This is a genomic window from Labrenzia sp. CP4 (assembly GCF_001579905.1).
GTDB classification, from domain to species: Bacteria; Pseudomonadota; Alphaproteobacteria; order Rhizobiales; family Stappiaceae; genus Roseibium; species Roseibium algicola.
The window spans coordinates 2,681,782-2,706,291 of sequence record NZ_CP011927.1 but is presented as its reverse complement, the minus strand read 5'-3'; the positions used below and the strand labels follow the sequence as shown (position 1 = coordinate 2,706,291).

General features: G+C 59.1%; 20 protein-coding genes and 4 tRNA genes. 9 read left to right on the top strand and 15 right to left on the bottom strand.

Annotated elements, in window-relative coordinates; genetic code table 11:
• Positions 1–7: 7 nt before the first annotated feature.
• The 4 genes from ACP90_RS12570 to ACP90_RS12555 all read right to left on the bottom strand — a co-directional run bounded on the left by ACP90_RS12570 (position 8) and on the right by ACP90_RS12555 (position 1,733).
• Positions 8–83, bottom strand: a tRNA-Trp gene (locus tag ACP90_RS12570).
• 108 nt (positions 84–191) lie between these two features.
• Positions 192–1,382, bottom strand: a complete 1,191-nt coding sequence (gene tuf, locus ACP90_RS12565; RefSeq protein ID WP_006936456.1) for an elongation factor Tu — start codon at positions 1,380–1,382, stop codon at positions 192–194.
• A 170-nt stretch (positions 1,383–1,552) separates the two neighbouring features.
• Positions 1,553–1,626 (bottom strand) — tRNA-Gly (locus ACP90_RS12560).
• A 22-nt stretch (positions 1,627–1,648) separates the two neighbouring features.
• Positions 1,649–1,733 (bottom strand) — tRNA-Tyr (locus ACP90_RS12555).
• A gap of 526 nt (positions 1,734–2,259) precedes the next feature.
• Here ACP90_RS12555 and ACP90_RS12550 point away from each other — a divergent pair.
• The 3 genes from ACP90_RS12550 (at position 2,260) to ACP90_RS12540 (ending at position 4,070) form a co-directional block, all read left to right on the top strand.
• Positions 2,260–2,676, top strand: a complete 417-nt coding sequence (locus tag ACP90_RS12550; protein ID WP_062488534.1) for a MarR family winged helix-turn-helix transcriptional regulator — start codon at positions 2,260–2,262, stop codon at positions 2,674–2,676.
• Positions 2,677–2,678: 2 nt separating this feature from the next.
• A complete protein-coding gene (locus tag ACP90_RS12545; protein ID WP_062488533.1) occupies positions 2,679–3,182 on the top strand; it encodes a PaaI family thioesterase in 504 nt (167 codons plus the stop codon).
• A 72-nt stretch (positions 3,183–3,254) separates the two neighbouring features.
• The gene (locus tag ACP90_RS12540) at positions 3,255–4,070 is read left to right on the top strand and encodes an RNA methyltransferase (RefSeq protein WP_062488532.1); all 816 of its coding nucleotides are present in this window, start codon (positions 3,255–3,257) and stop codon (positions 4,068–4,070) included.
• Between the two features lie 25 nt (positions 4,071–4,095).
• Here ACP90_RS12540 and ACP90_RS12535 read toward each other — a convergent pair whose 3' ends face one another.
• Positions 4,096–5,286, bottom strand: a complete 1,191-nt coding sequence (locus ACP90_RS12535) for an MFS transporter (RefSeq protein ID WP_062488531.1) — start codon at positions 5,284–5,286, stop codon at positions 4,096–4,098.
• A gap of 680 nt (positions 5,287–5,966) precedes the next feature.
• Here ACP90_RS12535 and ACP90_RS12530 point away from each other — a divergent pair.
• A tRNA-Thr gene (locus ACP90_RS12530) sits at positions 5,967–6,042 on the top strand.
• Positions 6,043–6,094: 52 nt separating this feature from the next.
• Here the strand turns inward: ACP90_RS12530 and ACP90_RS12525 are convergent.
• The 8 genes from ACP90_RS12525 to ACP90_RS12490 all read right to left on the bottom strand — a co-directional run bounded on the left by ACP90_RS12525 (position 6,095) and on the right by ACP90_RS12490 (position 14,053).
• Positions 6,095–7,087: a glycosyltransferase family A protein gene (locus tag ACP90_RS12525; RefSeq protein WP_062488530.1), complete on the bottom strand. Its 993-nt coding sequence runs from the start codon at positions 7,085–7,087 to the stop codon at positions 6,095–6,097.
• On the bottom strand, positions 7,084–8,292 hold the full coding sequence (locus tag ACP90_RS12520; RefSeq protein ID WP_062488529.1) for an FAD-dependent oxidoreductase: 1,209 nt from the start codon (positions 8,290–8,292) through the stop codon (positions 7,084–7,086). Before ACP90_RS12520 ends, ACP90_RS12525 begins: the two co-directional genes overlap by 4 nt.
• Positions 8,293–8,421: 129 nt before the next feature.
• Entirely contained in the window at positions 8,422–8,691 is a 270-nt protein-coding gene (locus ACP90_RS12515; protein WP_062488528.1) for a hypothetical protein, read from the bottom strand.
• A 67-nt stretch (positions 8,692–8,758) separates the two neighbouring features.
• Entirely contained in the window at positions 8,759–9,064 is a 306-nt protein-coding gene (gene cyoD, locus ACP90_RS12510) for a cytochrome o ubiquinol oxidase subunit IV (protein ID WP_023001144.1), read from the bottom strand.
• Between the two features lie 9 nt (positions 9,065–9,073).
• Positions 9,074–9,667 (bottom strand): cytochrome o ubiquinol oxidase subunit III, encoded by a 594-nt coding sequence (cyoC, locus tag ACP90_RS12505; RefSeq protein WP_062488527.1) that lies wholly within the window; start codon positions 9,665–9,667, stop codon positions 9,074–9,076.
• Between the two features lie 11 nt (positions 9,668–9,678).
• Entirely contained in the window at positions 9,679–11,718 is a 2,040-nt protein-coding gene (gene cyoB / locus ACP90_RS12500; RefSeq protein WP_062488526.1) for a cytochrome o ubiquinol oxidase subunit I, read from the bottom strand.
• Positions 11,696–12,652, bottom strand: a complete 957-nt coding sequence (cyoA, locus tag ACP90_RS12495; protein ID WP_062488525.1) for a ubiquinol oxidase subunit II — start codon at positions 12,650–12,652, stop codon at positions 11,696–11,698. Before cyoA ends, cyoB begins: the two co-directional genes overlap by 23 nt.
• Positions 12,653–12,811: 159 nt before the next feature.
• Entirely contained in the window at positions 12,812–14,053 is a 1,242-nt protein-coding gene (locus tag ACP90_RS12490; protein WP_062488524.1) for a Zn-dependent hydrolase, read from the bottom strand.
• A gap of 147 nt (positions 14,054–14,200) precedes the next feature.
• Between ACP90_RS12490 and ACP90_RS12485 the strand changes: the two genes are divergently transcribed.
• The 5 genes from ACP90_RS12485 (at position 14,201) to ACP90_RS12465 (ending at position 20,758) form a co-directional block, all read left to right on the top strand.
• Positions 14,201–15,760 carry an ABC transporter substrate-binding protein gene (locus ACP90_RS12485; RefSeq protein WP_035908743.1) on the top strand — a complete coding sequence of 520 codons (1,560 nt, stop codon included), beginning with the start codon at positions 14,201–14,203 and terminating at the stop codon, positions 15,758–15,760.
• A 280-nt stretch (positions 15,761–16,040) separates the two neighbouring features.
• Positions 16,041–16,985, top strand: coding sequence for an ABC transporter permease (locus ACP90_RS12480; RefSeq protein WP_023001138.1), 945 nt, complete (start codon positions 16,041–16,043; stop codon positions 16,983–16,985).
• Positions 16,985–18,922, top strand: a complete 1,938-nt coding sequence (locus ACP90_RS12475; protein WP_062488523.1) for a dipeptide/oligopeptide/nickel ABC transporter permease/ATP-binding protein — start codon at positions 16,985–16,987, stop codon at positions 18,920–18,922. Before ACP90_RS12480 ends, ACP90_RS12475 begins: the two co-directional genes overlap by 1 nt.
• Complete coding sequence (locus ACP90_RS12470) at positions 18,919–19,926, top strand: oligopeptide/dipeptide ABC transporter ATP-binding protein (RefSeq protein WP_062488522.1); 1,008 nt, start codon at positions 18,919–18,921, stop codon at positions 19,924–19,926. Before ACP90_RS12475 ends, ACP90_RS12470 begins: the two co-directional genes overlap by 4 nt.
• 37 nt (positions 19,927–19,963) lie before the next feature.
• Complete coding sequence (locus ACP90_RS12465; RefSeq protein WP_062488521.1) at positions 19,964–20,758, top strand: FCD domain-containing protein; 795 nt, start codon at positions 19,964–19,966, stop codon at positions 20,756–20,758.
• Here ACP90_RS12465 and ACP90_RS12460 read toward each other — a convergent pair.
• Both ACP90_RS12460 and ACP90_RS12455 read right to left on the bottom strand, forming a co-directional pair.
• On the bottom strand, positions 20,755–22,023 hold the full coding sequence (locus tag ACP90_RS12460) for an amidohydrolase family protein (RefSeq protein ID WP_062488520.1): 1,269 nt from the start codon (positions 22,021–22,023) through the stop codon (positions 20,755–20,757). The genes ACP90_RS12465 and ACP90_RS12460 overlap by 4 nt on opposite strands.
• Complete coding sequence (locus tag ACP90_RS12455) at positions 22,020–24,470, bottom strand: branched-chain amino acid ABC transporter ATP-binding protein/permease (protein ID WP_082809920.1); 2,451 nt, start codon at positions 24,468–24,470, stop codon at positions 22,020–22,022. The genes ACP90_RS12460 and ACP90_RS12455 overlap by 4 nt, the downstream gene beginning before the upstream one ends.
• Positions 24,471–24,510 lie beyond the last annotated feature (40 nt).

Genomic DNA, 24,510 nt, shown 5'->3' with positions numbered 1-24,510 from the left:
AGCAAATTGGCAGGGGCAGCAGGGTTCGAACCCGCGACCTACGGTTTTGGAGACCGTCGCTCTACCAGCTGAGCTATACCCCTTCAGAAGTCCGCCTAGGCGAACTTGCTCCTGATACCCTCTGAAGCCGCACATCGCAAGACTTAAGAGGCGGGACTGCCGGGCACAAGGCCCGGCAGCCCGAAATCATCTTATTCGATGATGGATGCGACGACGCCAGCGCCGACGGTACGGCCACCTTCGCGGATAGCGAAGCGCAGGCCTTCTTCCATGGCGATCGGCACGATCAGCTCAACCTCGACGGAGACGTTGTCGCCCGGCATCACCATTTCCGTGCCTTCCGGCAGGGACACCACACCGGTCACGTCCGTCGTACGGAAGTAGAACTGCGGGCGGTAGTTGGTGAAGAACGGGGTGTGACGACCACCTTCTTCCTTGGTGAGGATGTAAGCCTCGGCCTTGAACTTCGTGTGCGGGGTAACAGTACCCGGCTTGCAAAGAACCTGGCCACGCTCAACGTCTTCACGTGCAATACCGCGGATCAGCGCGCCGATGTTGTCGCCTGCTTCGCCGCTATCCAGCAGCTTGCGGAACATTTCAACGCCGGTGACCGTGGTCTTCTGCGTGTCCTTGATGCCGACGATTTCGACTTCTTCGCCAACCTTCACGATGCCGCGCTCAACACGACCGGTCACAACCGTACCACGGCCGGAGATCGAGAAGACGTCTTCGATCGGCATCAGGAACGGAAGGTCCTTCGGACGCTCCGGGGTCGGGATGTACGCGTCGACCTGAGCCATCAGCTCACGGATCGCATCGCGGCCGATGGCCGGATCGCGGTTTTCAACGGCTGCCAGTGCAGAACCCTTGACGATCGGAATGTCGTCGCCCGGGAATTCGTAGGAAGACAGCAGTTCGCGGATTTCCATTTCGACGAGCTCGAGAAGCTCTTCGTCGTCGACCTGGTCAACCTTGTTCATGAACACGACCAGAGCCGGAACACCAACCTGGCGAGCCAGGAGGATGTGTTCGCGGGTCTGCGGCATCGGGCCGTCAGCGGCAGAACAGACCAGGATCGCGCCGTCCATCTGCGCTGCACCGGTGATCATGTTCTTGACGTAGTCGGCGTGACCAGGGCAGTCGACGTGTGCGTAGTGACGGTTTTCCGTCTCGTACTCAACGTGTGCCGTGGAGATGGTGATGCCGCGAGCCTTTTCTTCAGGCGCGCCGTCGATTTCGTCGTAAGCTTTTGCAGTCGCACCGCCGGTTTCAGCCAGCGTCATGGTGATTGCTGCGGTCAGCGTCGTCTTGCCGTGGTCAACGTGGCCAATCGTGCCAATGTTAACGTGCGGCTTGTTGCGCTCAAATTTTTCCTTCGCCATCGGCGTCGCTCTCTGTCCAATACTCGGTTCGGTCGAATTAGGTCGAGGCGGGACGCGTTCCGGCGCCTTGGACAGATCCGCGAGCGACGAATTGCTTCCCGTTGAACTTCTTGTCAGGATTTCCGGGCGAAAGAGCCTTCCGTTCCGGACACTCCGATCAGCACCCATGATGGAGCGGGTGAAGGGAATCGAACCCTCGTCGTCAGCTTGGAAGGCTGCTGCTCTACCATTGAGCTACACCCGCACAACGAGAGAACCAGGAACGATGGTGGAGGAGGTTGGATTCGAACCAACGTAGGCATAGCCAACGGATTTACAGTCCGTCCCCTTTAGCCACTCGGGCACTCCTCCATCTCGTCCTGCTTCACGCCGAAGCGATCAGGATGGCTTACCGAAGAGCCCGCCCGGAAGGGGCGAGCAATCCCGTGGCGCGTGTTATGCAGATAGGGCCCCGCCCTGTCAACGTCGATTTTGCAAAGAATTGAACAAAATCAGCAGGACGCTCGAAACAGACGCTTCGAACGTGAGCTATTGCCAAGGCCGACGGCACCACCAGATTGCCGCAGCACAGCTGTGATGTCACGGTTCCCCTGCGTTTTGCTGAAAATCCGGCATCACGCGACCCCAGCCTGTGGACAACTTTCATCAACGCGCCCGTTCCTTTGACGAGGCCATTTGTGCCAATGCCTGCACCTGCTGCTCTTTTGAAAAACCAGTCGGACACGACTGCACCCTTGAGCAGATTCTCATGTTGTTGTATCTACAACAAATGCCATCTTCTCTCAAAGATATCGATTTCCAGCACATGGGCCGAACCTGCCTCGGTCACGCTGCCCGGCGCACCGCCAATCTTCTTACCCGTCATTATAATAGGCACATGGCAGTTCTCGGCCTTGAACTGACCCAGGCCCAGCTTTTGGCTGCCATAGCCGACGGATCTGCAAGTTCGGCGGCAGAGATCGCCCGTTTCCTCGGCATAGACCGATCCACGCTGGCCCGAAACCTCAAGCCTTTGGAAGTTGCCGGTCTTGTAACCCGGCAAGATGGCAAAGGCCGAAAGGTTCTTCCAGTGCTGACACAACTGGGCGAGGCAAAGGTGATTGAGATCCACCGCACCTGGCTCAAGGCACAAGAAGAGATCAGCACATTGCTTGGCCCGGACGGCGCTGATGCTGTTCGCACCCAGATGTCCACGTTGCGCAAGGCGGTTCACATTCTGGAAAGCCAGGAAAAAGCCGCCGCAGACACCGCCTCCCAATCAGACCCCGACGAGACCACCTTTTCAGGACACTAATCATGAGCGATCCCCATTCCCTGACCGAAAACGGCAAGACCCACACTCTTGGTGCGCTTCCAAAGACAGCCTTTGCCAGCATGACCGGGCTTGATATCTTCGAGCGCATGATGGCAGGCGATTTGCCAGCCCCGCCGATCATGGTGCATTCCAATATAAGGATGAAGGAATTCTCCGAAGGCCGGGCCGTCTTCACCGGCCTGCCGGCACGCGAGTTCCTGAACCCGCTTGGTACGGTCCATGGTGGCTGGATTTCGACGCTGATCGACACGGCGCTGAGCTGCGCGGTACACACCACGCTGCAGCCCGGCGAATTCTACACCACCACATCGCTCAACGTGAACATGGTTCGCCCGCTGCTTGAAACCAGCGGCGAAGTGGTTTGCGAGGGACGGATCGTCCACCGCGGCACCCGCCTGGCGACCTCCGAAGGTGATCTGCGGGACGCGAACGGCAAACTGATCGCCCATGGCACCGTCAGCTGCATGATCCTGAAGCCCTCTTGAGGCAATGGATATGGAACAGTCGTACTGTCTTTCCCTCTTTTCCTGACGTGGAAATCCCGGTAGAGCTGCGCCATGAGTGACGACAAGAAACCTTCGCGCCCAGCCGGCAAGCCGGGCTTTCGCGGCAACAAGAAATTCGCTGGCAAACCTGCGCCGCGCCGTCCGGGTCTTCCCCCGGAAGGCCCGGTACTGCTTTACGGCCTTCACACCGTTGAAGCGGCCTTTGCCAACAAGGACCGCAAGCGGCTGAAGCTGTTCGCAACGGACAATGCCGTTCGCCGCCTCGAAGAACGCGGCGTGACAATCGATGTCCCTGTCGAATCCATGATGCCCCGCGCACTGGACCGGATGGTGACGAAGGATGCTGTCCATCAGGGCATGATTCTGGAAGCCGATCCCCTGCCCGCTTATGGCGCCGAGCATCTGAAAGGTGCTCGGCTCGTGCTGGCACTTGACCAGGTCACGGATCCGCACAATGTCGGCGCAATTCTGCGCTCGGCTGTCGCGCTTGATGCCGATGCGGTGGTAACAACCGAACGCCATGCACCGGAAGAAGGCTCCGTTCTGGCGAAATCCGCTTCCGGTGCACTCGACATGATCAAACATGTCCGGGTGAAAAACATGGCCCGCTTCATCGCCGAGATGAAGGACGAAGGCTTTTCCTGCATTGCCCTCGACAGCGATGGCCCGGCAAGTCTTGAAGAGACACCGTTCAGCGACAGGACAGTTCTGGTACTGGGCTCGGAGGGCAAAGGCGTGCGACAGGGTGTGCGCGAAGCCTGCGGCCTGACAGCCCGCCTCGACATGCCGGGCGCGATTCGCTCGCTCAACGTTTCAAATGCTGCTGTATTGTCACTCTATGTGGCGCGGATGAAAATGGGGCTGTAAGGCCCCTCTCCTTTCATCATCCGTTTCAAAGCGCCTCTCCGCGCGCCGCAGTCACGGAGCTGGTAGCAGTTCTGTTCGCCCGCGCCGCCTCCGACCGGGTCAGGCAAGGCGCCAGCAGCAGACTGATACCGATCATCGGTGCCAGCACCATGAGCGCCGCCCGAATACCGAAGGCATCGGCGAGCGGCCCGATGGTGAGCGGCCCGACCAGAAAGCCAAGCAGAGCCACAAAGGAAAGCACGGCGACATTGGACGCCGCACTTCCTCCTGGCGCTGCGGATGCCGCGGTCACTCCAAGAGGAAACGCGAGCGCTGCTCCCGACCCCAGAACTCCCAGACCGAGAAGTGCAATCGGCGCGTTCGGTGCAAGCCATATCAGGCTCAGACCAATCAGTCCGATGAGCGCAAGCACCTGCCCCAGGCGTCCTGGCGCCGCAACCTGGCGCAAGCGGTCTCCCATGAGCCGGGTCGAAGCCAGACACAGCGAAAAGATCGATATGCCCAGCCCGGCGAGGCCCGGATTGGCGGCAAAGGCATCCCGGAGATAGACCGCAGCCCAATCCGCAACGGCCCCTTCCACCAAGGTCGTTCCGAAAGTGAAAAAACAGACGCCAAGCAAAACCGGATGTGGCAACCGGAAACCGCGCTGCTCGGGTTTGGCCGACTGCCCTTCGGGCGGTAAAGGCAACCGCAGGATTACAGGCAGCACCAGGGCCTGAACCAGGATCGCGATCGCGATGCCGGCCAGAAGGGGCGACAGGGCAAGACCCGCCACAGCCGAGCCAATCAGCGTTCCAGACAGAAGTCCGAAGCTCCAGCAACCATGCGCTCTGCTCATGATCTTGTGGTGGGTGTGCGTCTCGTAATCGTCAGCCAGAACGTTGAGCCCGAGTTCCAGGATGGACATCGATCCGCCGACAAGGGCGAGTGCGGCCATCAAAAGCCACTGGGTTGTCGCCATGAAGGGCAACAGCATGGCGAGAAGAAAGACCGGATAAAACACCAGCGTGATCCACTTGGCGCCGATCCAGCCTGCAATGCGCCCCGCGATCATCAAGGTTGTCAAAGTGCCGACCGGCGCCCCGACGAGCGCAATCGCCAACTCGCTATTGGTCAGTCCGAGCGTGGTCTGGACACCTGGAATATGCGGCAGCCAAGCCCCGAGTGCGATCGGCTGCAGATAGAAAATGAGGCAGATGCGCTGCGCTTCAGTCATTTAAATCGATCCAATTGGCACACATGATTTCGAGCAGAACCACGTGTGGCAGGGCAGATTTTCCACTGAGGGTGAAACGGAACTGATGACAGGACCGAACAGTGTTTGGTCAATCCAGCCTGCCTTCCGGTAAAACCAGGGGAACCCGCGCAGAATGCGACAGGCTGATATTCAGAGTGCGCATTTATGGGTGCAAATCCCGGTTCATGCAAGGTGTTGAGCCCCCTCTTCGCAGAGCCCCTTCAGCGCTTGCGAAAGCTGAATTGTCGGATGCCGCGGTTAGAAAGTCGCCTGTGTCCACCTTGTTCTGTCTCTCAATCGGCGATGCGGGTCAGTGCTTGATGTGCTGCGCGAGCATATTATGCCAAGGCAAGGAAATGATTCCGTTCCAGGGAACTTGCAAGATGGCCGCGCGCTGTCCCGCTGACCGAACTCAATGCCTCTTGATTGCACCGAAAGCACAACTGCTTCCGTCAATTCGCAGGAATGACATTGGAATCGAGATGTCGCGATACAGAATTTCTGCATCGCCGAGCCTCTGCGCACGCGAGACTTTCCACAGAGGCCAACCAATTTTCGAAATTATCAGAGGGGTTTAGCTGGTTTTTCGGAATCAGAATCGAAAAATGCAAATCAGGGCATGGACAAGTGCGCCCAATCTGGTAGAAGCCATCCCCGGCGCCGGTATAGCTCAGCTGGTAGAGCACGTGATTTGTAATCTCGGGGTCGCGGGTTCGAATCCTGCTGCCGGCACCATTTCCCCCATTCAGCTTGAATCTCTATTGTGTCGCTCGCCGCTGGCACTTTGCTATCGCGTGCCTCGGGCGACGCGGACCATATGTTCTCGCCACGCGTTGCAGCCACCCTGGCGCTGCATCAATGAACGCCGCAGCATCTTCTTCATAACCTCCTGGCGCAGATCCAGTTCACTCTGGCTCCAGATCGCGTCGAATGCCGTGCCGACGGCTAGCGGTCTCAACTCGCTGTTTCTGGAAAAGACCCGCTCGCAGGCAAGATCGAATATGGCCTCGCGCTGGTACCCGTCAGCCACGGACCGTGCCGCATAGAGTGCCATTTGCTGGCAATAACGCATCCAGGCGGATGCAAGGGTTTTGGCCGGTGTTTCCAGCCAGCTCGTGTGAGTGTTGCCGCCGTGGTAGAGCTTCCTGTAGAGCGGCCGGTCGAGATAAAGCATTTCTCCCTGGATCGCCTGGCGCATGATCCAGGTACTGTCGGCGAACATGTTGTCGAACCGGTTTCCGGGAACGGTCAGATCACCAAGGTTTGGCGGTGTCCGGTTGACCGCCCGAAAACTGACGCCGGCATAACTCATCCCGAACACCTGCCTGACCCGCGCTTCCAGGTCTCCGCTCACGCTTTTGCTGCGGATGATGTGTTCATCCGGCCTGCCGACGGTCTGAATTGCGGTGCAAGCGCTTCCGGCAGCGGGTGTCTTTTCCAGAAGATCCAAAAGCGTGGCGTAATAGTCCGGCTCAATGGTGTCGTCTTGCGGCAGGATGGCAAAATACGGCGACCTCACCCTTCTGATCAGCCAATTGGCGTTTTCCACCCAGCCGAGTCGTCCTCGCTGATGGTAGATACCCACGTTTGCCATGCGCCGGAACGGTTCGAAGGTTTCCCGTTCGAAACCGCCATCATTGGAAATGACAATACGAAAGTCGCGAAAGCTCTGCTCCTGCACCGACGCAAGCACCCGTTCCAGAAACCCGTTCGGCCGGTAAGCAGGAATACAGATTGTCAGACGAGGCCGTTTCCATGGCCATATTGCAGGAAACTTCATGAGGCGATGACTTGATGAACCCGGCTTGAAGATGCCAGCGCGTCCGCCGCTTCAAGCGCGAACATCGGTGCGGTCGTGTATTTGCCCGGATCAAGGCTGCAATAACCATCGGCCAGGAGGCTGGGGCCTATTCTGCTGCGCTTGTGCAGATCGCTCACGCGATCATCGATATCACTTGCGCCTCTTGCATCGATAACTCCGCCGATCAACGGTGCTTCGTCCGTCTCGGGAAAGCGCAGGAACTCAGCTAACTTCGGATAGTAGGCTGCAAGTGCGGCAACGGAACAGCGCACAATTTCGGACTTTCGGGAAGAAGTGATCTCTGGGTGCGGAAGCAAAAGGTCGCGTGTGCTGGCGAGCATCATCGACGGGTACCAGGACAGATACACCCGGCCTGACCCATACCGTACGACATCCCCGTATCGCCCCAACATGAGCGTAACATTCGCCAGATCTTCAACAACATCCGGCAGCAGCACCGCCATCTTGTAGCGCAGGAACCACGAGGCATCATCAGCAAAGCCGCTGGAATGATCAAGAAAGCGGCGCTGCTCCCAGGCGGCGTTGAGCACCCGGTCGAATGGTCCGTCAGCGCGATGTTCACCAACCACTTGCCATCCGGACCGGCTTGTTTCGAAACGCGTTACCCTGTGATTGGACTGGAACTCGATTCGCGGGTGAGAAAGAACCGCTGCGCGCAGTGAAGCAGCAATGGCTCGCGTGTCGACAGATCGTTCCGGCGTTCCGAAGGCCGCCTCGATCTTGCCAGCTTCAGAGCCATAAGGATGGGAGGTCAGGCGCCGGAAGGCCGGCAGATCCGCTTCGCCGAGGTAGTCTGCATTTGGTGCCGCTAGCCGCTCGCGGAGGATATCCTGCACCAGCACGAAGTGCTGTTCTACCGCACCCGCAGAAAGCTGAGACCCCTCAGGAACGGCATAGTCGAATGGCTGCGTTACGGAAGAAGCGAAAAGGTGTTGCGCCATCCACCGGCACACGATGGACCGAAACTGCAGCGCGCCGTCGATCATGCGCCGTGCGGTCAGACCTGAGCGGTCCCCACCGTAAACGAACCCGAGATGGATCTTGCCTTCGTTGACCAGCGATGCCGCAGTCAGCGGTTCTGCTCCGGCATCGTAAAGCACGATGCGGTTACCGCGATCAGCAAGTTCCAGAGCTGCGATCGAGCCGGCAATGCCAGCCCCCACTATCGCTATGTCCCGGCACGATTTCATCCAAGAACGACCGAAATCATGTTTCCCCACACCTGTTCCGGAACGGGTTCTCTTACCTCAATCGCAGCCAACCGACCAGTGGAACAATCACGTTATCGGTCGTCATTCCACGTCGCCGATGTATTTTGCCTGGTTGATCAGCTCCTGGCATTTTGCTTCGTTGCCTGCGTGCCGTTCCTTGTTCGCTTCCTGGAGCAGTGCGCGCATCTTCTCTGCAACAGTGATGTCGATACCTTCCCTCTCGGAGTGGGTAACGGCATTTTCAACCTTGTCGATGTCCGCCTGACAGTCGGCCAGTGCACAGGTGGTCGCGACCAGCACCAGCCCTGCGGCCAGAAGACTTCCGGCAAGCGGATTGCGATTGCATCTCATGTCATTCTCCCTTTCGGACAGGCTGGTCGTCGATTGCGGCGAGACGCCCTCAATGGCTGCCAGGCATTCACTGCATGCGGTGGTGCAGATCCATCATGATCCAGAGACTGCCGCCGACCATGATGAAAATGAGCACCGCGGCAAAGGCCAGAAAGAACAGGTTCTCGACCGGTGTGGATTTCAGGTCGATGTGTAGAAAAAATACCAGGTGAACAATCACCTGCAGAACCGCGGCAACGGCGATGACGAAATATACGGCACTGCCTGTAAGCAGACCGCCCCAGACCAGGGCGAAGGGAATTGCCGTCAGCACAACTGCAAGCACAAACCCGGTGAGATAGGTAGACAGGCTGCGTTCAGCGGAATGGTTCATATGTGCCCCCTATAGAACGCCCGGCAGATAGACCGCCGAAAAGATCCCGATCCAGACAATATCGAGAAAATGCCAGAACAGCCCGAGCCGCATCAACCGGGAACGAACCGGTGGTGTCAGGCCCTTGACCATGATCTGGCCAATCATAACCACGATCCCGAGTGCCCCGAACGCAACGTGCAGTCCGTGTGTGCCCACCAGCGTGAAGAACGCGGACAGAAAGCCGCTTACTTGCGGACCCGCGCCCTTTTCGATCATGCCGGCAAATTCAGTCAGCTCCATTGCCAGAAACGCGAAGCCGAGCAGCAAGGTCACAAAGAGCCATTGGACCACGCGGCCCTTCTGGTCGTTCATCAACGCGATGCTCGCCATTCCGAAGGTCAGGCTGGAGACCAGCAGCAAGCCGGTTTCAATGGCAGTCCTGCTGAGATCGAAGAGCTCTTTTGACGTCGGTCCCGCTGCGGAGTTTTCCGACAGGACAGCGTAGGTCGCAAACAACAGCGCGAAGATGACCGCGTCGGTCATCAAATAGATCCAGAATCCGAACTCCCTGGAATGAAGGGAGTGCTTCTCTTCCTCTTCAAGGATGGTTGCAGCAGACATCGGCCCCTCCCTCAAACCGTTCCGGACAACGGTGCGCCGGAGGCGGCACCGCGCGGTACAAAATCGCGCATGTCATGCATGTCGGCCGGCGAGATCTGCCCAAGGCGTTCACGCTCGATCCGGGCGACTTCTGCTGCGGGCAACACGAATTCGCTGTTGTCGTCGGACGCCCGGATACCAACACATACGAGAGACAGCACGAAGCTCAGAGCGACGAGCCACCAGATGTACCAGACGAAGGCAAAACCGAGCACAAATGCCAGCGCGCCAAGCACCGGGCCGATCCAGGTGTTTTTCGGCATGACGATGTCTTCGTAATGCTGCGGCGGCTGATAGGCCTCCCCCCGGATCTTCATGTCGTGGAACGCGTCGATATCGGTCACCTCGGGAAGAACCGCGAAGTTATAGGCAGCTGGCGGTGAGGACGTCGCCCATTCCAGGGTACGACCGTTCCACGGGTCCCCCGTGATGTCCCTGGCGGATCCCCATTTCCTGGCCGAAACGTAAAGCTGGATGGCGATGCAGGCGATGCCGCACAGGACGAACAGAGCCCCGATCGCAGCGACGATCAGAAAGGGTTGCCAGGTGGGGTCGGCATAATGCTCCATCCGCCGGCTCATGCCCTTGAAGCCAAGGACGTAGAGCGGCATGAAGGCGAGATAGAAACCGATGATCCAGCACCAGAAGGACCGCATGCCCCATTTGGCGTCCAGCTTGAAACCGAAGGCTTTGGGGAACCAGTAGTTCATGCCGGCGAAATAACCGAAAAGAGCGCCCGGGATCAGCATGTTGTGGAAGTGCGCCACCAGGAAGGTGGAATTGTGCATCAGGTAGTCGGCGGGCGGCAGGGCCAGCAGCACACCGGTCACGCCACCGATGACGAAGGTCACCATGAAGCCGATGGTGTAGACCATGGACGTGTGAAACTCGATCCGGCCCTTGTACATGGTGAACAGCCAGTCGAAGATCTTCACCCCCGTCGGCACCGCGATGATCATCGTCGCGATGCCGAATATGGCATTCACATTGGCAGACGAGCCCATCGTGAAGAAGTGGTGCAGCCAGACTGTGAACGACAGCAGCGCGATACAGGCGGTCGCATAGACCAGTGAAGTGTAACCGAACAGTCGCTTGCGCGAGAATGTCGCCACCACTTCGGAAAAAATACCGAAGGCCGGCAAGATCAGGATGTAGACCTCCGGATGACCCCAGATCCACAGCAGGTTGGCAAACATCATCATGTTGCCGCCGTCACCGTTGGTGAAGAAATGGAAGCCGAGCGTGCGATCGAGTGTCAACTGACCGGCGACCACCGTCAGCGCCGGAAAGGCGAAGGCAATCAGGATGGAAATGCACAGTGTCGTCCAGGTGAACATCGGCATGCGCATGAAAGTCATGCCCGGGCAGCGGTTCTTGACGATGGTCACGATGAAGTTGATGCCTGAGAGCGTACTGCCCACCCCGCTGATGATCAGCGCCCATAGCCAGTAGTCGACCCCCACACCCGGACTGTATTCAGCCCCGGAATATGGAGGATATCCGGTCCAGCCGGCTTGCGAGAACTTGCCGACCACAAGCGATATCAGCACCAGAGCCGCACCGGCTGCCGTCATCCAGAGGCTGACGGAATTCAGGAACGGAAAGGCGACGTCCCGCGCGCCGATCTGTTGCGGCACGATGATGTTGATGAGCCCGGTCAGGAACGGCATGGCCACGAAAAAGATCATGATCGTGCCGTGGGAGGAGAAAATCTGCTCGAAATGCTCCGGCGGAAGGTAACCTTCGCTGTTCAGGGAAACCGCCTGTTGCGCGCGCATCATGAGGGCATCGACAAACCCGCGCACCAGCATCACCAGAGCCAGCACCACATACATGATGCCGATCTTCTTGTGATCGACGCTGGTCAGCCAGTCTGTCCAGAGAACTTTCCATGCGCGCAGCCAGGTGATCAGCAGGAAAACGGCAATGCCGCCGCCAACGGTTACTGCCGCCCCACCCATGGCCACCCAGGAATAGAACGGCAGGGCCTCAATCGTAAGACGTCCCAGCATCAAACAGCCCCCCCCGGCAGATGAGTTCGGCGGCCTTGCTTTCGTAAGGGCCGACAATCGGCGCGTATTTGCGCAGGATGATCGAAAAGAGATCCGTCTCGTAAGACGAATAATGCCGGACTGGATCGGCAACGCTCTGCTTGTGCAGGTCCACATACGTCTTGGCGTCCAGCACGTCAGCGGATCCTGTTGCCTTTTCCTTCCAGGCGGTGAAATCCGCTTCGTTCATGGCATGAGCCTTGAAGTGCTGGTCGGAAAAGCCGTCGCCGGAATACATTGTGTTGCGGCCGTTGAAGGTGCCTGGACCATCTGCGATCAGGTTGAGTTCGGAGCGCATGCCCGCCATGGCGTAGATCTGGCCACCGAGTGCGGGGATCATCAGTGAGTTCATGACTGTGTCGGAGGTGATCTCTATGGTCAGCGGCCTGTCTGCGGGAAAGGCCAGTTCATTCACGCTGGCCGTGCCGAGTTCCGGGTACAAAAACAGCCATTTCCAGTCGAGTGCGACGGCCTGCACCTTGAAAGCCGGCTTGTCGGACGCCAGGGCCTTGTAAGGGTCGAGCCTGTGGGTCGCATCCCAGACAATGGTTCCGATGACAATCACGATCGCAGCTGGAACCAGCCAGACCACGGCTTCAATGCCCCAGGAACCATCCCACTCGGGCGCATAATCCGCGGTGTTGCCATTACGCTTGCGATATCGCCAGGCGAACAGCAGCGTTAGCATGATCGCGGGAATGGCGACGATCATCATGATGCCGAATGCCGTGAACAGCAGATCCCGTTCCGCCAACGCGATAGGCCCTTTCGGGAAGAGCACCGGCGCATCGGAAAGCGCACAACCTTGTAACAACGGGAAAAGGCATACGAGGCCGACCGTCGCGGCAGACCTCAAGGCAATACGGACCCTTAGTCCGGCAATCCGATCAACCATGGCACCCCCGTTGAAAAATGGATAGGGACTGTCTGTTTGCAACACTTGTGGCGGCGCGCCCGCCAGGAACGATATGCTTTACTTTTGAAAAGCCTAGCCGAGCCCGCGCGGCATTGAAAGAGCGAAAGTTGCAGAAGCCGGCAGACACCAGCAAACAGGTTAGCCGGACAAGTCGAGCAACGCTTGCAGCATGAGGTTCGCCCCCTTCTCGATATCCGACCAGTCGCTGTGTTCTTCGGGAGCATGGCTTATGCCGGCCCGGCTGGGAACGAAGATCAGCCCGGAAGGGCAGAAAGACTGCATTGTCTGGGCATCGTGACCGGCTCCGGAAGGCATACGCCGCGCCGGTAATTCGTTGCGTTCGGCAAGGTCGGCGAGCTTGTCGGCAAGCTCGCTATCCAGCGAAACCGGTGACAACCAGCTCCTCTCGGTCTTGTTCAATTTCAGTCGGTGCCGGTTGGCGACAATGTCGGCGCTTTCCAGAAAACGCGATTTCAGCCCCACCATTATCTCTTCCGACGTGTCACGCAGAATCACCGAAAAGACTGCACGACCTGGAATCGTGTGGGGATGGTTCGGCGAAAGTTCGACATGACCAATGGTAAACCGGCTCTGGTCGGTGCCGTGCATCTGGATCAGATCCGGAATTGTCCCGGCAAGCTCGGAAAGCCCGGCAAATGCATCCGCCCGCAGATGCATGGGTGTTGTCCCGGAATGATTGGCGATTCCCGTCAGTTCCAACTCCAGATAACAGACACCGGAAACCTCCTCGGCGATGCCGATAGGAAATTCTTCGGCTTCAAGAACCGGCCCCTGCTCGATATGGAGTTCCAGAAAGGCATTTATCGAACCGGCCGGACGGGCTGCTTTCAGGATGTCCATCGGCTCGAGACCCAGACTGTTCATGGCATCGCGCAGCCGGACCCCGTCGGCATCAATCGCCTGCTCGATCCATGCCGGAGTGATCGCCCCGGCTATGGCCTGTGAGCCGAGCATGCCCCCGAAACGGCCCTCTTCTTCGGAAGTCGCGGCAACTTCGATCGCTGTCCGGGGCGTTATTCCGGCATCCTTCATCGTTCGCACGCATTCCAGCGCAACACAGGCGCCGAGCGCTCCGTCAAAAGCCCCGCCATTGACCACGGTGTCGAGATGCGATCCGGCCATGACGCACGGCCCGTCCTCAGGTCCATACCGGCCAAACAGGTTGAGTGCGCCGTCTCTCCACACCTGCAAATCGTCGGCCTTCATCTGTGCCTCGAACCAATCCCTGCACTCCAGATCGACCCGAGTGAAGCCTGGTCGCGTGTAGCCGCCGGTTTCAGGAACAAAGCCGAAGCGATTCACTCCGTTGAGAAGCGTTTTGAGACGCTCCGGGTCGATACGGATTGCGTGCTGCGGCATCCTTGTTTCCCCCTTATTTATCAGCGCTTAAGCGTTTATCTGGCATCGAGAGTACAACCCTCGAGCGAAAATAAATATGAAATAATTATTGCAGCATTGCAATTAATCATGATTAATTATTCGTCAGAAACAACGAGGGGAATGGTCATGAAAAGATTCCTAGCCGCGGCTTTCGCCTCGGCCTTCCTCGCCTTTGCACCCCAGGTGCAGGCGCAAACTCCGCCCAATGTTCTGGTTGTCGGCCAGATCGCGGAACCCAAGTCACTCGACCCGCACGCCGTCACCGCGGTGAACGATTTCCGCATTCTGGTGAACTTGTATGACGGACTTGTGCGCTACAAGGACGGCACCCTGGAAGTCGAACCGTCCCTTGCCGAAAGCTGGACCATTTCGGAAGACGGCAAGACCTACACGTTCAAGCTGCGTGAAGGCATCAAGTTCCACGACGGTTCCCCCTTCAACGCGGAAGCGGTGAAGTTCAACTTCGACCGTATGCTGAACGAGGAAAACCCTTATCACGATACGGGTCCCTTCCCGCTCGCGTTCTTCTTCTCCACCGTTGAGGACGTGGTCGTCGACAACGAAACCACCGTCACCTTCAACCTCAGTGCCCCTTACGCGCCGTTCCTGTCGAACCTTGCCTATCCGACGGGTCTGATTGTCTCGCCCGAGGCCGTCAAGCAATACGGCAAGGATTTCGGCCGCAATCCGTCCGGTACCGGCGCCTACAAGTTTGCCGAATGGGAAGCCAACGCCAAGGTGGTTGCCGTCAAGAACGAAGACTACTGGGATGGCGCTCCGGACCTGGAAGCGCTGATCTACCGTCCGATCACCGACGCCAACACCCGGATCGCCGAAATGCTCTCCGGTGGACTGGACGTGATGGTTGAAGTCCCGCCGGACAGCCTGCAGCAGTTCAAGGACGATTCAACGTTCAAGGTGCTGGAACAGGCCGGACCTCACGTCTGGTTCCTAATCCTGAACACCCGCGAAGCACCGTTTGACGTCAAGGCTGCACGCCAGGCCGCCAACTACGCCATCAACAAGAAGGCGCTGGTGGAAAACATCCTGCAAGGTACGGCCGACGTCGCAGCAGGGCCGACACCTCCTGCCTTTGCCTGGGCCTACAACGAGAGCCTGGAGCCCTATCCCTACGATCCGGAAAAAGCCAAGGAACTCCTGAAGGAAGCTGAATACGCCGGACAGGAAGTGACTTTCTATGTCACCGAAGGCGGCTCCGGCATGCTCGACCCGGTTGCCATGGGCACGGCCATCCAGGCCGATCTCCAGGCCGTCGGCATGAAGGTCAAGATCGAGACCTATGAATGGAACACCTTCCTCGGCAAGGTGAACCCGGGTCTGCAAGGCAAGGCTTCCATGGCGGAAATGGCCTGGATGACCAATGACCCGGACACGCTTCCGTTCCTGGCCCTGCGCACCGAAGCGATGCCCGAACAGGGTGGGTTCAACTCCGGCTACTATTCCAACGCCAAGGTGGACGAGCTTCTGGAAAATGCCCGCGAGGAAACCAACCAGGAAGAACGTGCAAGGCTCTACAAGGAAATGCAGGAAATCGTCCAGGAGGACGCCCCCTGGGTCTTCGTCGCCAACTGGAAACAGAATGCCGTCACCAAGGCATCGGTTGAAGACTTCAAGCTGCAACCGTCCTTCTTCCTGATGCTTCAGGACGTCAAGAAGCCTCAGTAAGACGACACGTCTCCCGGCGGACCTTGAACGGTTCGCCGGGATTTTCGTATTCGGACCTGCACGCAGCAAGTGCCGAAGGAAACGTAAAGGCGCACCCCGGCGACACAACACTCCCTCATCCTGAGGAAGCGCAAGGCGCTGTCTCGAAGGATGGGCCACTTGCTCCGGAGTGTGCCGCCCATCCTTCGAGACGCGCATAAATGCGCTCCTCAGGATGAGGTTGCGGAGGCGGCAAGGCTTCAGGAAATGGCCGGCCGCACTCAGAAAGAGGGAGAGACCATTGGCTTCCTATATCGCCAAGCGTCTGCTGGCTGCCATCCCGGTCCTTTTCGGGCTGACGATCATCGTGTTCCTGATCATGGCGATGATCCCGGGAGACCCGGCAACTGCCATTCTCGGCTCCTACGCGACACCGGAAAATGTCGCCAAGCTCAACCGCGATCTCGGCCTCGACAAAACCCTGTTCGAGCAATACGTCATCTGGATCGGCAACCTGTTCCAGGGTGATCTCGGCCGCTCCTACACGCTCAATCGTCCGGTGCTGGATGAAGTGATGGAGCGCTTTTCAGCGACCCTCATTCTGGCCGGAACCTCGCTCATCCTGTGCTCGATCTTCGGCCTTCTTGCCGGTATTGTCTCTGCCGTCCGTCAGTATGGTTGGGCGGACAAGATCATCACGCTGCTCGTTCTGATCGGTATCTCGACTCCGTCTTTCTGGCTCGGCCTGCTGCTGATCCTGGTCTTCGCCGTAAATCTGCGCCTGTTTCCGGCGTCCGGCATGTACGCGATCTATGGTGGCGGCGACTTGCCCGACCTGATCCATCACCTCACCCTGCCCGCGCTGACACTTTCGGTGGTCGCGACTGGTGTCATCGCCCGGTTGACACGCACCGCCATGCTGGAAGTGCTGCGTCAGGACTATATCCGCACCGCCCGCGCCAAGGGCCTGTCGGAACGCAAGGTCATCTACAAACACGCATTCAAGTCGGCCCTCGTCGGCGTGGTGCCGGTCATTGGCATCCAGGCCGGCTTCGTCATCGGCGGTGCTGTCTATATCGAGACGGTGTTCCAGTGGCCGGGCATCGGATCCATGCTCGTGACCGCCATTTCCACCCGCGATCTGCTGCTGGTCCAGGGCGGGGTTCTGGTGGTCGCCGCCGCCTATGTTCTCTTCAATCTGCTCGCAGACGTGGTGCAGACCATTCTTGATCCGAGGTTGCGCTGATGAGTGACACGACCATGAGCGCCCCTTCCAAGGAGAAGGCAAAATCCTCACGCCCGGGGACACTTGCGCTGCTGCTCAACAATTCGCTGGCAACCAGCGGCCTTGTCGTTCTGGTGCTGATCTGTCTTGTCGCTCTGGCAGCGCCGATCCTGCCGCTGGCGAACCCGGACGTTACCGCCCCGGCAGACCGACTTCTGCCGGTCCTTACCGAAGGACACCTGCTTGGCACCGATCACTTGGGCAGGGACATCCTTTCGCGGCTGATCTGGGGGACACGCATATCGCTTGCCGTCGGTCTGTCGGCAACAATAATCGCTGCTTTCTTCGGTTCGCTTCTGGGGCTGATCGCCGGATACGCAGGCGGGCGAACGGACACTCTGATCATGCGCGGCATCGATATGGTGATGGCGTTTCCCTACATTTTGTTGGCACTGGCCATTGTCGCCGTGCTCGGCCCTGGGCTGCTCAACGCGCTTTACGCCATCGCGCTCGTCAACATACCGTTCTTTGCCCGCAACATTCGCGGTATCACGCTCGGGCTATCCCGAAGAGAGTTTGTTGACGCGGCACGGCTATCCGGCAAGTCGCCGGTGCAGATCCTGTTTCTGGAAATTCTGCCTAACGTCTTGCCAGTCATCGTCATCACCATGTCGACGACCGTCGGTTGGATGATCCTGGAAACCGCCGGCCTGTCCTTCCTCGGCCTGGGGGCTCAGCCACCACAGGCAGACCTCGGTTCCATGCTGGGTGAGGGCCGCAAGATCCTCTTTACCGCGCCGCATGTCTCCATCATTCCGGGCCTGATGATCTTTGCGCTGGTCATGAGTATCAACCTCTTCGGCGACGGTGTGCGCGATATCCTCGACCCGCGCCTGCGTGCCGGGTCCCTCACCCGGCCGGTCTCACGAACAGCGGTGCATCGCAAGGCAGACGAGATCCCCGCGCCTTCGGAAAAGGGCGGTGTGCTGGACGTCCGTCAGATGCGCACCGAATTCCAGATCGGCAGCTCCGTTTACAAGGCTGTCGGCGGTGTTGATCTGAACCTGAAAGAGGGCGAGTGCCTGGGTGTGGTCGGAGAATCCGGCTCCGGCAAGTCGGTAACAGCCATGTCCATCATGGGCCTTGTGCCGACCCCCCCCGGCCGGATTGCCGGCGGTGCCGCCTATCTCGACGGCGAAGATCTTTTTGCGGCAAGCGACCGGCGTATCCGGGACCTCAGAGGCGGTTCGGTTGCCTATGTCTTCCAGGATCCGCTGTCGACGCTGCATCCGCTCTTCACCGTTGGCGATCAGTTGACGGAAGCGATCACCACCCACCAGCCCATGTCCGGCTCAAAAGCACGGGAGAAAGCCGTTGAACTGCTTTCGCTTGTGCGGATCCCGAATGCGAAGGAACGATTGTCCGCCTACCCGCACGAACTTTCCGGTGGCATGCGCCAAAGGGTCTGCATTGCCATGGCGCTCGCCAACGATGCCAAGGTGCTGATTGCGGACGAGCCGACCACCGCGCTCGACGTCACCGTGCAATCGCAAATCCTGACGCTGATGAACGGCCTGCGCCGCGAACGGAACGCTGCAATCCTTTTCATCACCCACGATTTCGGCGTTGTCTCCGCCCTTTGTGACCGTGTTGCGGTGATGTATGCGGGCCGTATCGTTGAAACAGGAACGACGGAAGAAGTTCTGGCGAACCCGCGTCATCCCTACACCGCCAAGCTGATCGAATGCGTGCCGGTTCTGGGCGAACCGGACCGTCGTCTGGATGCAATCGAGGGCCGCCCACCCGTGGTCAACAACCTGCCGGACGGTTGCGCCTTCGCCGAACGGTGTCCGCACGCACAGGCCTCCTGCAGGACCGGCGAGATCAACCTTGAGATGTCTTCGGAAACCCGCGGTGTGCGCTGCCTCTTTCCGCTGAATTCGGGAGCGACCGCATGAACGAGATAAGCCAGAACTACATGGACAGCGAGGCCCTTCTGACCATTCAGGATGTCGAGCGCATTTTCGGCGGCGGTCGGAAGCTCTTTGGCGGTCATCTTCCCGCCGTGCACGCGGTTCAGGGTCTCAGTCTCGATGTAAAGAAGGGAGAGACCCTGGGTGTTGTCGGAGAGTCCGGCTGCGGCAAGTCCACCCTCGCGCGCCTCGTCGTCGGTCTCGATCTGCCGACTTCCGGCTCGATCACCTTCAACGGTGAGGATCTTGCGGCCCTGGCAAAAAAGGACCGCAATGCTCTCGCCCGCAAGGTTCAATATGTCTTTCAGGATCCGGTTGCCTCGCTCAATCCGCGCAAGACCATCAGGACCATCCTGGAAGCGCCGCTCAAGCACCTGACAAACCTGAATGCTGATGGCCGCGAGAAGCGCCTTGCCGAGCTGCTGCAGGCGGTCAACCTGGCGCCGGAGTTCCTGGAACGCTACCCCCATGAATTCTCCGGCGGCCAGGCGCAGCGGATCGGCATTGCGCGGGCCCTTGCGGCCGGGCCGGAGCTGATCGTGCTTGATGAGCCCGTGTCTGCCCTCGATGTGTCGGTGCAAGCCCAGGTGTTGAACCTGCTGGACAAGCTGAAGGACGACTTCGGCCTCACCTACATCTTCATCAGCCACGATCTTTCGGTGGTGGAAAGTGTCAGCGACCGCGTGGCGGTGATGTACTTCGGCCGGATGGCCGAACTGGGTCCTGCCAGAGAAATCTTCCGCAAGCCGCTACATCCCTATACGGATCTGCTAATGCGCTCCGCGCCCGCCCCCGGGCGGCATGACCTGATGTCGGAAGACGCCTCTGCCGAATTGCCGGATCCCTACAATCCTCCTGAAGGCTGCGCCTTTGCCGCACGCTGTGCGCACCGCACGGATATCTGCGTTGCCGGCAAACCGTCACCAGAAGAGGCCAAAGGCGGCAACAATCACGTTGCGGCTTGCTATCACCCACTCGGGAAGGCATAGGCTCCCCAAAAAACAAGGCAATGCAGATTAACCGGCCATGAGAATTCCCGAAGGAGCGACAGATCCCAAGACACGGAAACGCCTGCGGCGGCCCGACATGGTTGCCCAGCAGATCCGCGAACAGATCGTCGAAGCCGGTCTGCGCCCCGGTGACAGGATCCCCGCCGAATGGCTTCAGCCGGAAACGGTCAGGGTGTCACGTGGTTCACTGCGTGAGGCTTTGAAGGTACTGGAGTTCCAGGGGTTGATTTCAACGCGCAGCGGTCCGGGCGGCGGTGTCTTCGTCGCATCGGTGGAGCCAGGTGAAGCCATCCGCATGCTGGACAATCTGTTCCTGTTCGACCAGCCGACGATTGCCGACATCTACACGCTCCGGAAACAGCTCGAGCCGGAACTTGCCGCCTCGGTTGCCGGAACACTGACAGACGAAGGTTTTCAGGCCTTGCAAGGCTGCATCCGGCTTTACGAGGACGAGCCGAAGACGGCGGAAGAAGAATATTCGCAGCGCCTGGCCGAGCTTGATTTTCACGAAGAACTGGCCCGACACTGCAAGAACCCGATCCTGGCCTTCACATGTTCCTTCCTGCTCAGCCTGCTACGCGACATGACGGTCTGCCGCTCGATCTACAAGGAACCGAACCCTGCCCTGCGCGAAACGGGATTGCACTATCAGGTGAAGTTGCTGCGGGCGATAAAATCAGGTGATGCCGAGCTCTGCCGCATGATCATGCGTGGTCATATGATCGAGGCGGAAAAATACATGAAGGAACGTGCCGCCATGCGCACACGCGGCAGCACAACGGCGCAAGTGATCTCGTCCACGAGCAGCTAGGGAACAAGAGCCGCTCGCCTTTCCACGGTCCGACCTTGCGCTTCCAATGGTCCCAATAACCTGGCCGGAGCTTGCTCGAACGTAAATTTTCCATTCTTCATCCCCCAGACCGGCCGGATGATTTCCGAAACGATCTGATGTCCGCTCATGGCCGGCAGCGCCACGAAGGTGGCCGCTTCGCCGACTTCGACCCTGTGTGCCTTGTTGATCAGCCGCCGTGGTGCAGCCGTTACCATGTCAAAACAGGCTTTCAGGTCTTCCGCTGATCCGAGCTGGTGAACATTGGCATAAAGATTGGCCATGCGCGGCAAGGAGCAGTCGCCATAGGGCGTGAAGGGATTGAGCACGTTGTTTGTTGCGACCGTGCAGCACACGCCGTGTTCATGAAAAACATGTGCCGGCGCGACACCGCGCGGCACCAGGCTTTCGCTGCCACGTCCCATCAGAAACAGATCTGTCGACGGCAGAACGGTAAGCGCGATTTCAGCACTTTTCAGAATTCGCACCGCCTCCAGAAGGTCCTTTCGGGAAAGGGCCGACAGCTTGGTGACATGGCCGATCGCGACCCTTCCCTGCCAGCCGAAGGCGACTGTCTGTCGGGCGATTTCGTCAAGATGACGCCAGGATGGATCGAGATCGAAATCCAGATGGAAATCGAGATCGACATCGTGGCGCTCGGCCATATCGAACAGGCAGGCAATCTGGCCATTCGGATCGCTGTCCGTATAGGGACACCCCCCCAGCAGGTCCGCTCCGGCGGTGAGCGCCTCTTCCAGCAATTCGGCAGTACCCGGGTTGTTGATCAGCCCTTCTTGCGGAAAGACACATATCTGCAGATCCAGCGCCCAGGCGAAATCCTGCTTCAGCCGCTGAATGGCGTGAAACCCCGTCAGGCCGATGCCCGGATCGATCTCCACATGCGTCCGGATGGCGTTGGTGCCCTGGGTAATGGCCTTTTCGAGAACCTTTCGACCACGGTCGTAGACGTCTTCTTCAGAAAACCCTTTCTTTGCCTCCGCAACTGACGAGATCGCTCCTTCCAGCGTGCCTGTCTCGTTCCGACAGCGGTCGAGAATGCAGGCCTTGTCGAGATGAAGATGGCTCTCGACAAATCCCGGCACCAGGAGAACGCCGTTGCCATTCAATTCTTCCACACTCGTGGGCAGGTCGGCTCCTATCGCCGAAATCTTTCCGGCCCTAACAGCAATATCGACAGCCGCATCAGCGCCCTCCAGCAGGACGTTCCGGATTACTAGCCCGCTCATACCCTCGCCTCCATGCGAGTTTCCTGTTCATTGGCGGCGCCGAGATAGGCCGCCGTCAGCCGCGGGTCCGAAGCCAGATCCGCAGCCTTGCCTTCAATCACGATACGGCCTTGCTCCAATACGTAGGCGTAATCTGCAACGGCGAGAGCAAGCGTCGCCATCTGGTCGACAAGCAGAATGGTGATGCCTTCGTCCCGCAACTCACCAAGGATCGCATAAAGCTCCTCAACCATCGCCGGAGCCAATCCAAGCGAAGGTTCGTCCAGGAGCAGGATCTTGGGTTTTGCCATGAGACCGCGGGCAATTGCCATCATCTGCTGCTCACCGCCCGAAAGAAGCCCTGCGCGGCTGTGCAACCTGTCACGCAGGCGCGGAAACCGCTTCAGATGAGCTTCCAGTTCCGAGCTGTTGACATCCGAATGTCTCTTGTAGGCACCCAGTTCGATATTCTCGCGCACTGTCAGTTCCGGAAACACCTGGCGACCTTCGGGAACCAGCACAAGACCACGCCCGACGAGTTCATGCGGCTGCATGGCCTGTGTCTGCTCGTCATTCAGGATTATGCTTCCGGTGACCGGCCTGTGCAGACCCGAAACGGCAGAAAGAAACGTCGATTTTCCTGCACCATTCGCCCCGAGCAGAGCCACCATTTCACCTGGCCGCACCTTGAGTGATACCTCTTTCAACACCGGAGCCGCGCCATATCCTGCAGTCAGCTTCTGTGTCGAAAGAACAGGCGTTTCTTCCGTATGCAGCGGTTTTATGCGCGGGAAGGCCGTGGCGCCACCGGTGCCGAGGTAGGCTGCAATCACTGTTTCGTTTGCCTGGATCTCTGCCGGGGTGCCAAAGGCAATAGGCTTGCCGGCGTCAACTGCCTGGATCCGGTCCGAAATCCCCATGACCAGCTCCATGTCATGTTCGACGAGCACAACTGCAGGCCCCAGGTCGGCAATATCCCGCAGCAGCATGGCGAGCTTGTCCTTGTCGGCACGCATCAGTCCGGCTGCCGGTTCATCCAGAAGAAGGATGTCAGGTTTCAGGGCAAGCGCACGTGCGATCTCCACCAGCCTGCGGTCGACATGCGGCAGATCACCGGCACGCTTGTCGAAGTCCCCTTCATAGCCGCAGTATCGCAACAGTCCTGCCGCCAGCGACAAACGATCTGGCGACTGAATGTCGGACCACGGGTCGCCGAGGGCACCGCGCCCCAGCCCGGAGACGACATTTGCAAGCACCGTCAGATTCTCGAAAAGTTTGGTCGTCTGGTAGGTCCTGGCAATCCCCGATCGGGCAACCGCATGGGCCGGCAGCCCGGCAAGGTCCCGGCTTCCAAGCAGGATCTTGCCCTGCGTTGGACGGTAGAACCCGCCTATCATGTTGAGGACGGTGGTCTTGCCCGCACCGTTCGGACCGATGATGGATGTTACTTCGCCGGGCTCGATCCGGAAGCTGACACCATCGACTGCCCGAACACCGCCGAATGAAATGCCGAGGTCTTCAATTTTCAGTGCACTCGAGGTAAGCCCGCCCTTGAGGAACTGCTCGATGTCTGCGGAAGAAACCGGTGCCACGCTTCGGCTCGACCTCGGAATGTAAGACGCCACCGTGCCAACCAGCCCGCGAGGCGCAATCAGCAGCACGCCCACCAGCAAACCGCCAAAGAACAGCAGCCGGTATTCTGCAAGATCTGAAAGGAACTCCGGCAGCAGGACGGTTACCAGCGCACCGGCGAGTGGCCCCAGCACGGTGCCGGCGCCGCCGATCAGGATCGCGAAGAGAAACAGGATCGACTGCGAGAACGGGAAATTGCTCGGCGCGATGAACATCATCAACGGTGCAAACAGACCGCCCGCAAGCCCGGCCATCGCCGCCGCAATGGCAAACGCGGCCGCCTTCACCGCGAAGGGCCGATATCCAAGCGAGGCGGCTGCGGTTTCAGCATCGCGTACGCCCGTCATTGCCATGCCCCAGCCGCTTTCGGCCAATCGGCGAAACAGGTAGAGAGACAATCCGGCAAGCAGGATGGCCAGCACCACCAGTTCCCGCTCGGTGAACACGAAGCCCAGGATCTCCGGCATTGGAAAGCCCATGAGGCCATTCTGACCGCCGGTCAGGGAACGCCATTCCACCGCGCCGTGTTCGACAATGAACGCGAAGGCAATCGTGACCATTGCCAGGAACGGCCCCGCCATACGGACGGCAGGCACCGCCAGCAGAACGCCCGCGATCCCCGCCACGAGCGCGGACAAGGGCAGTGCCAGCCAGAAGCTCAGGCCAGACAGGGTCATCACCGCCACACCATAAGCGCCGATGGCAAAGAAACCCACCTGACCAAGGGAGACCAGACCAGTCAAACCATAAAGAACGTTGAGACCGGTCCCCAGGATGGTCGTGATTGCAACAAGACCGATGACGAACTGCGTGTAGCCACCGCTTGTCACGGCCATCGCACAGGCTGCAACAGTCAGAACGAGCAACGCGCTATCG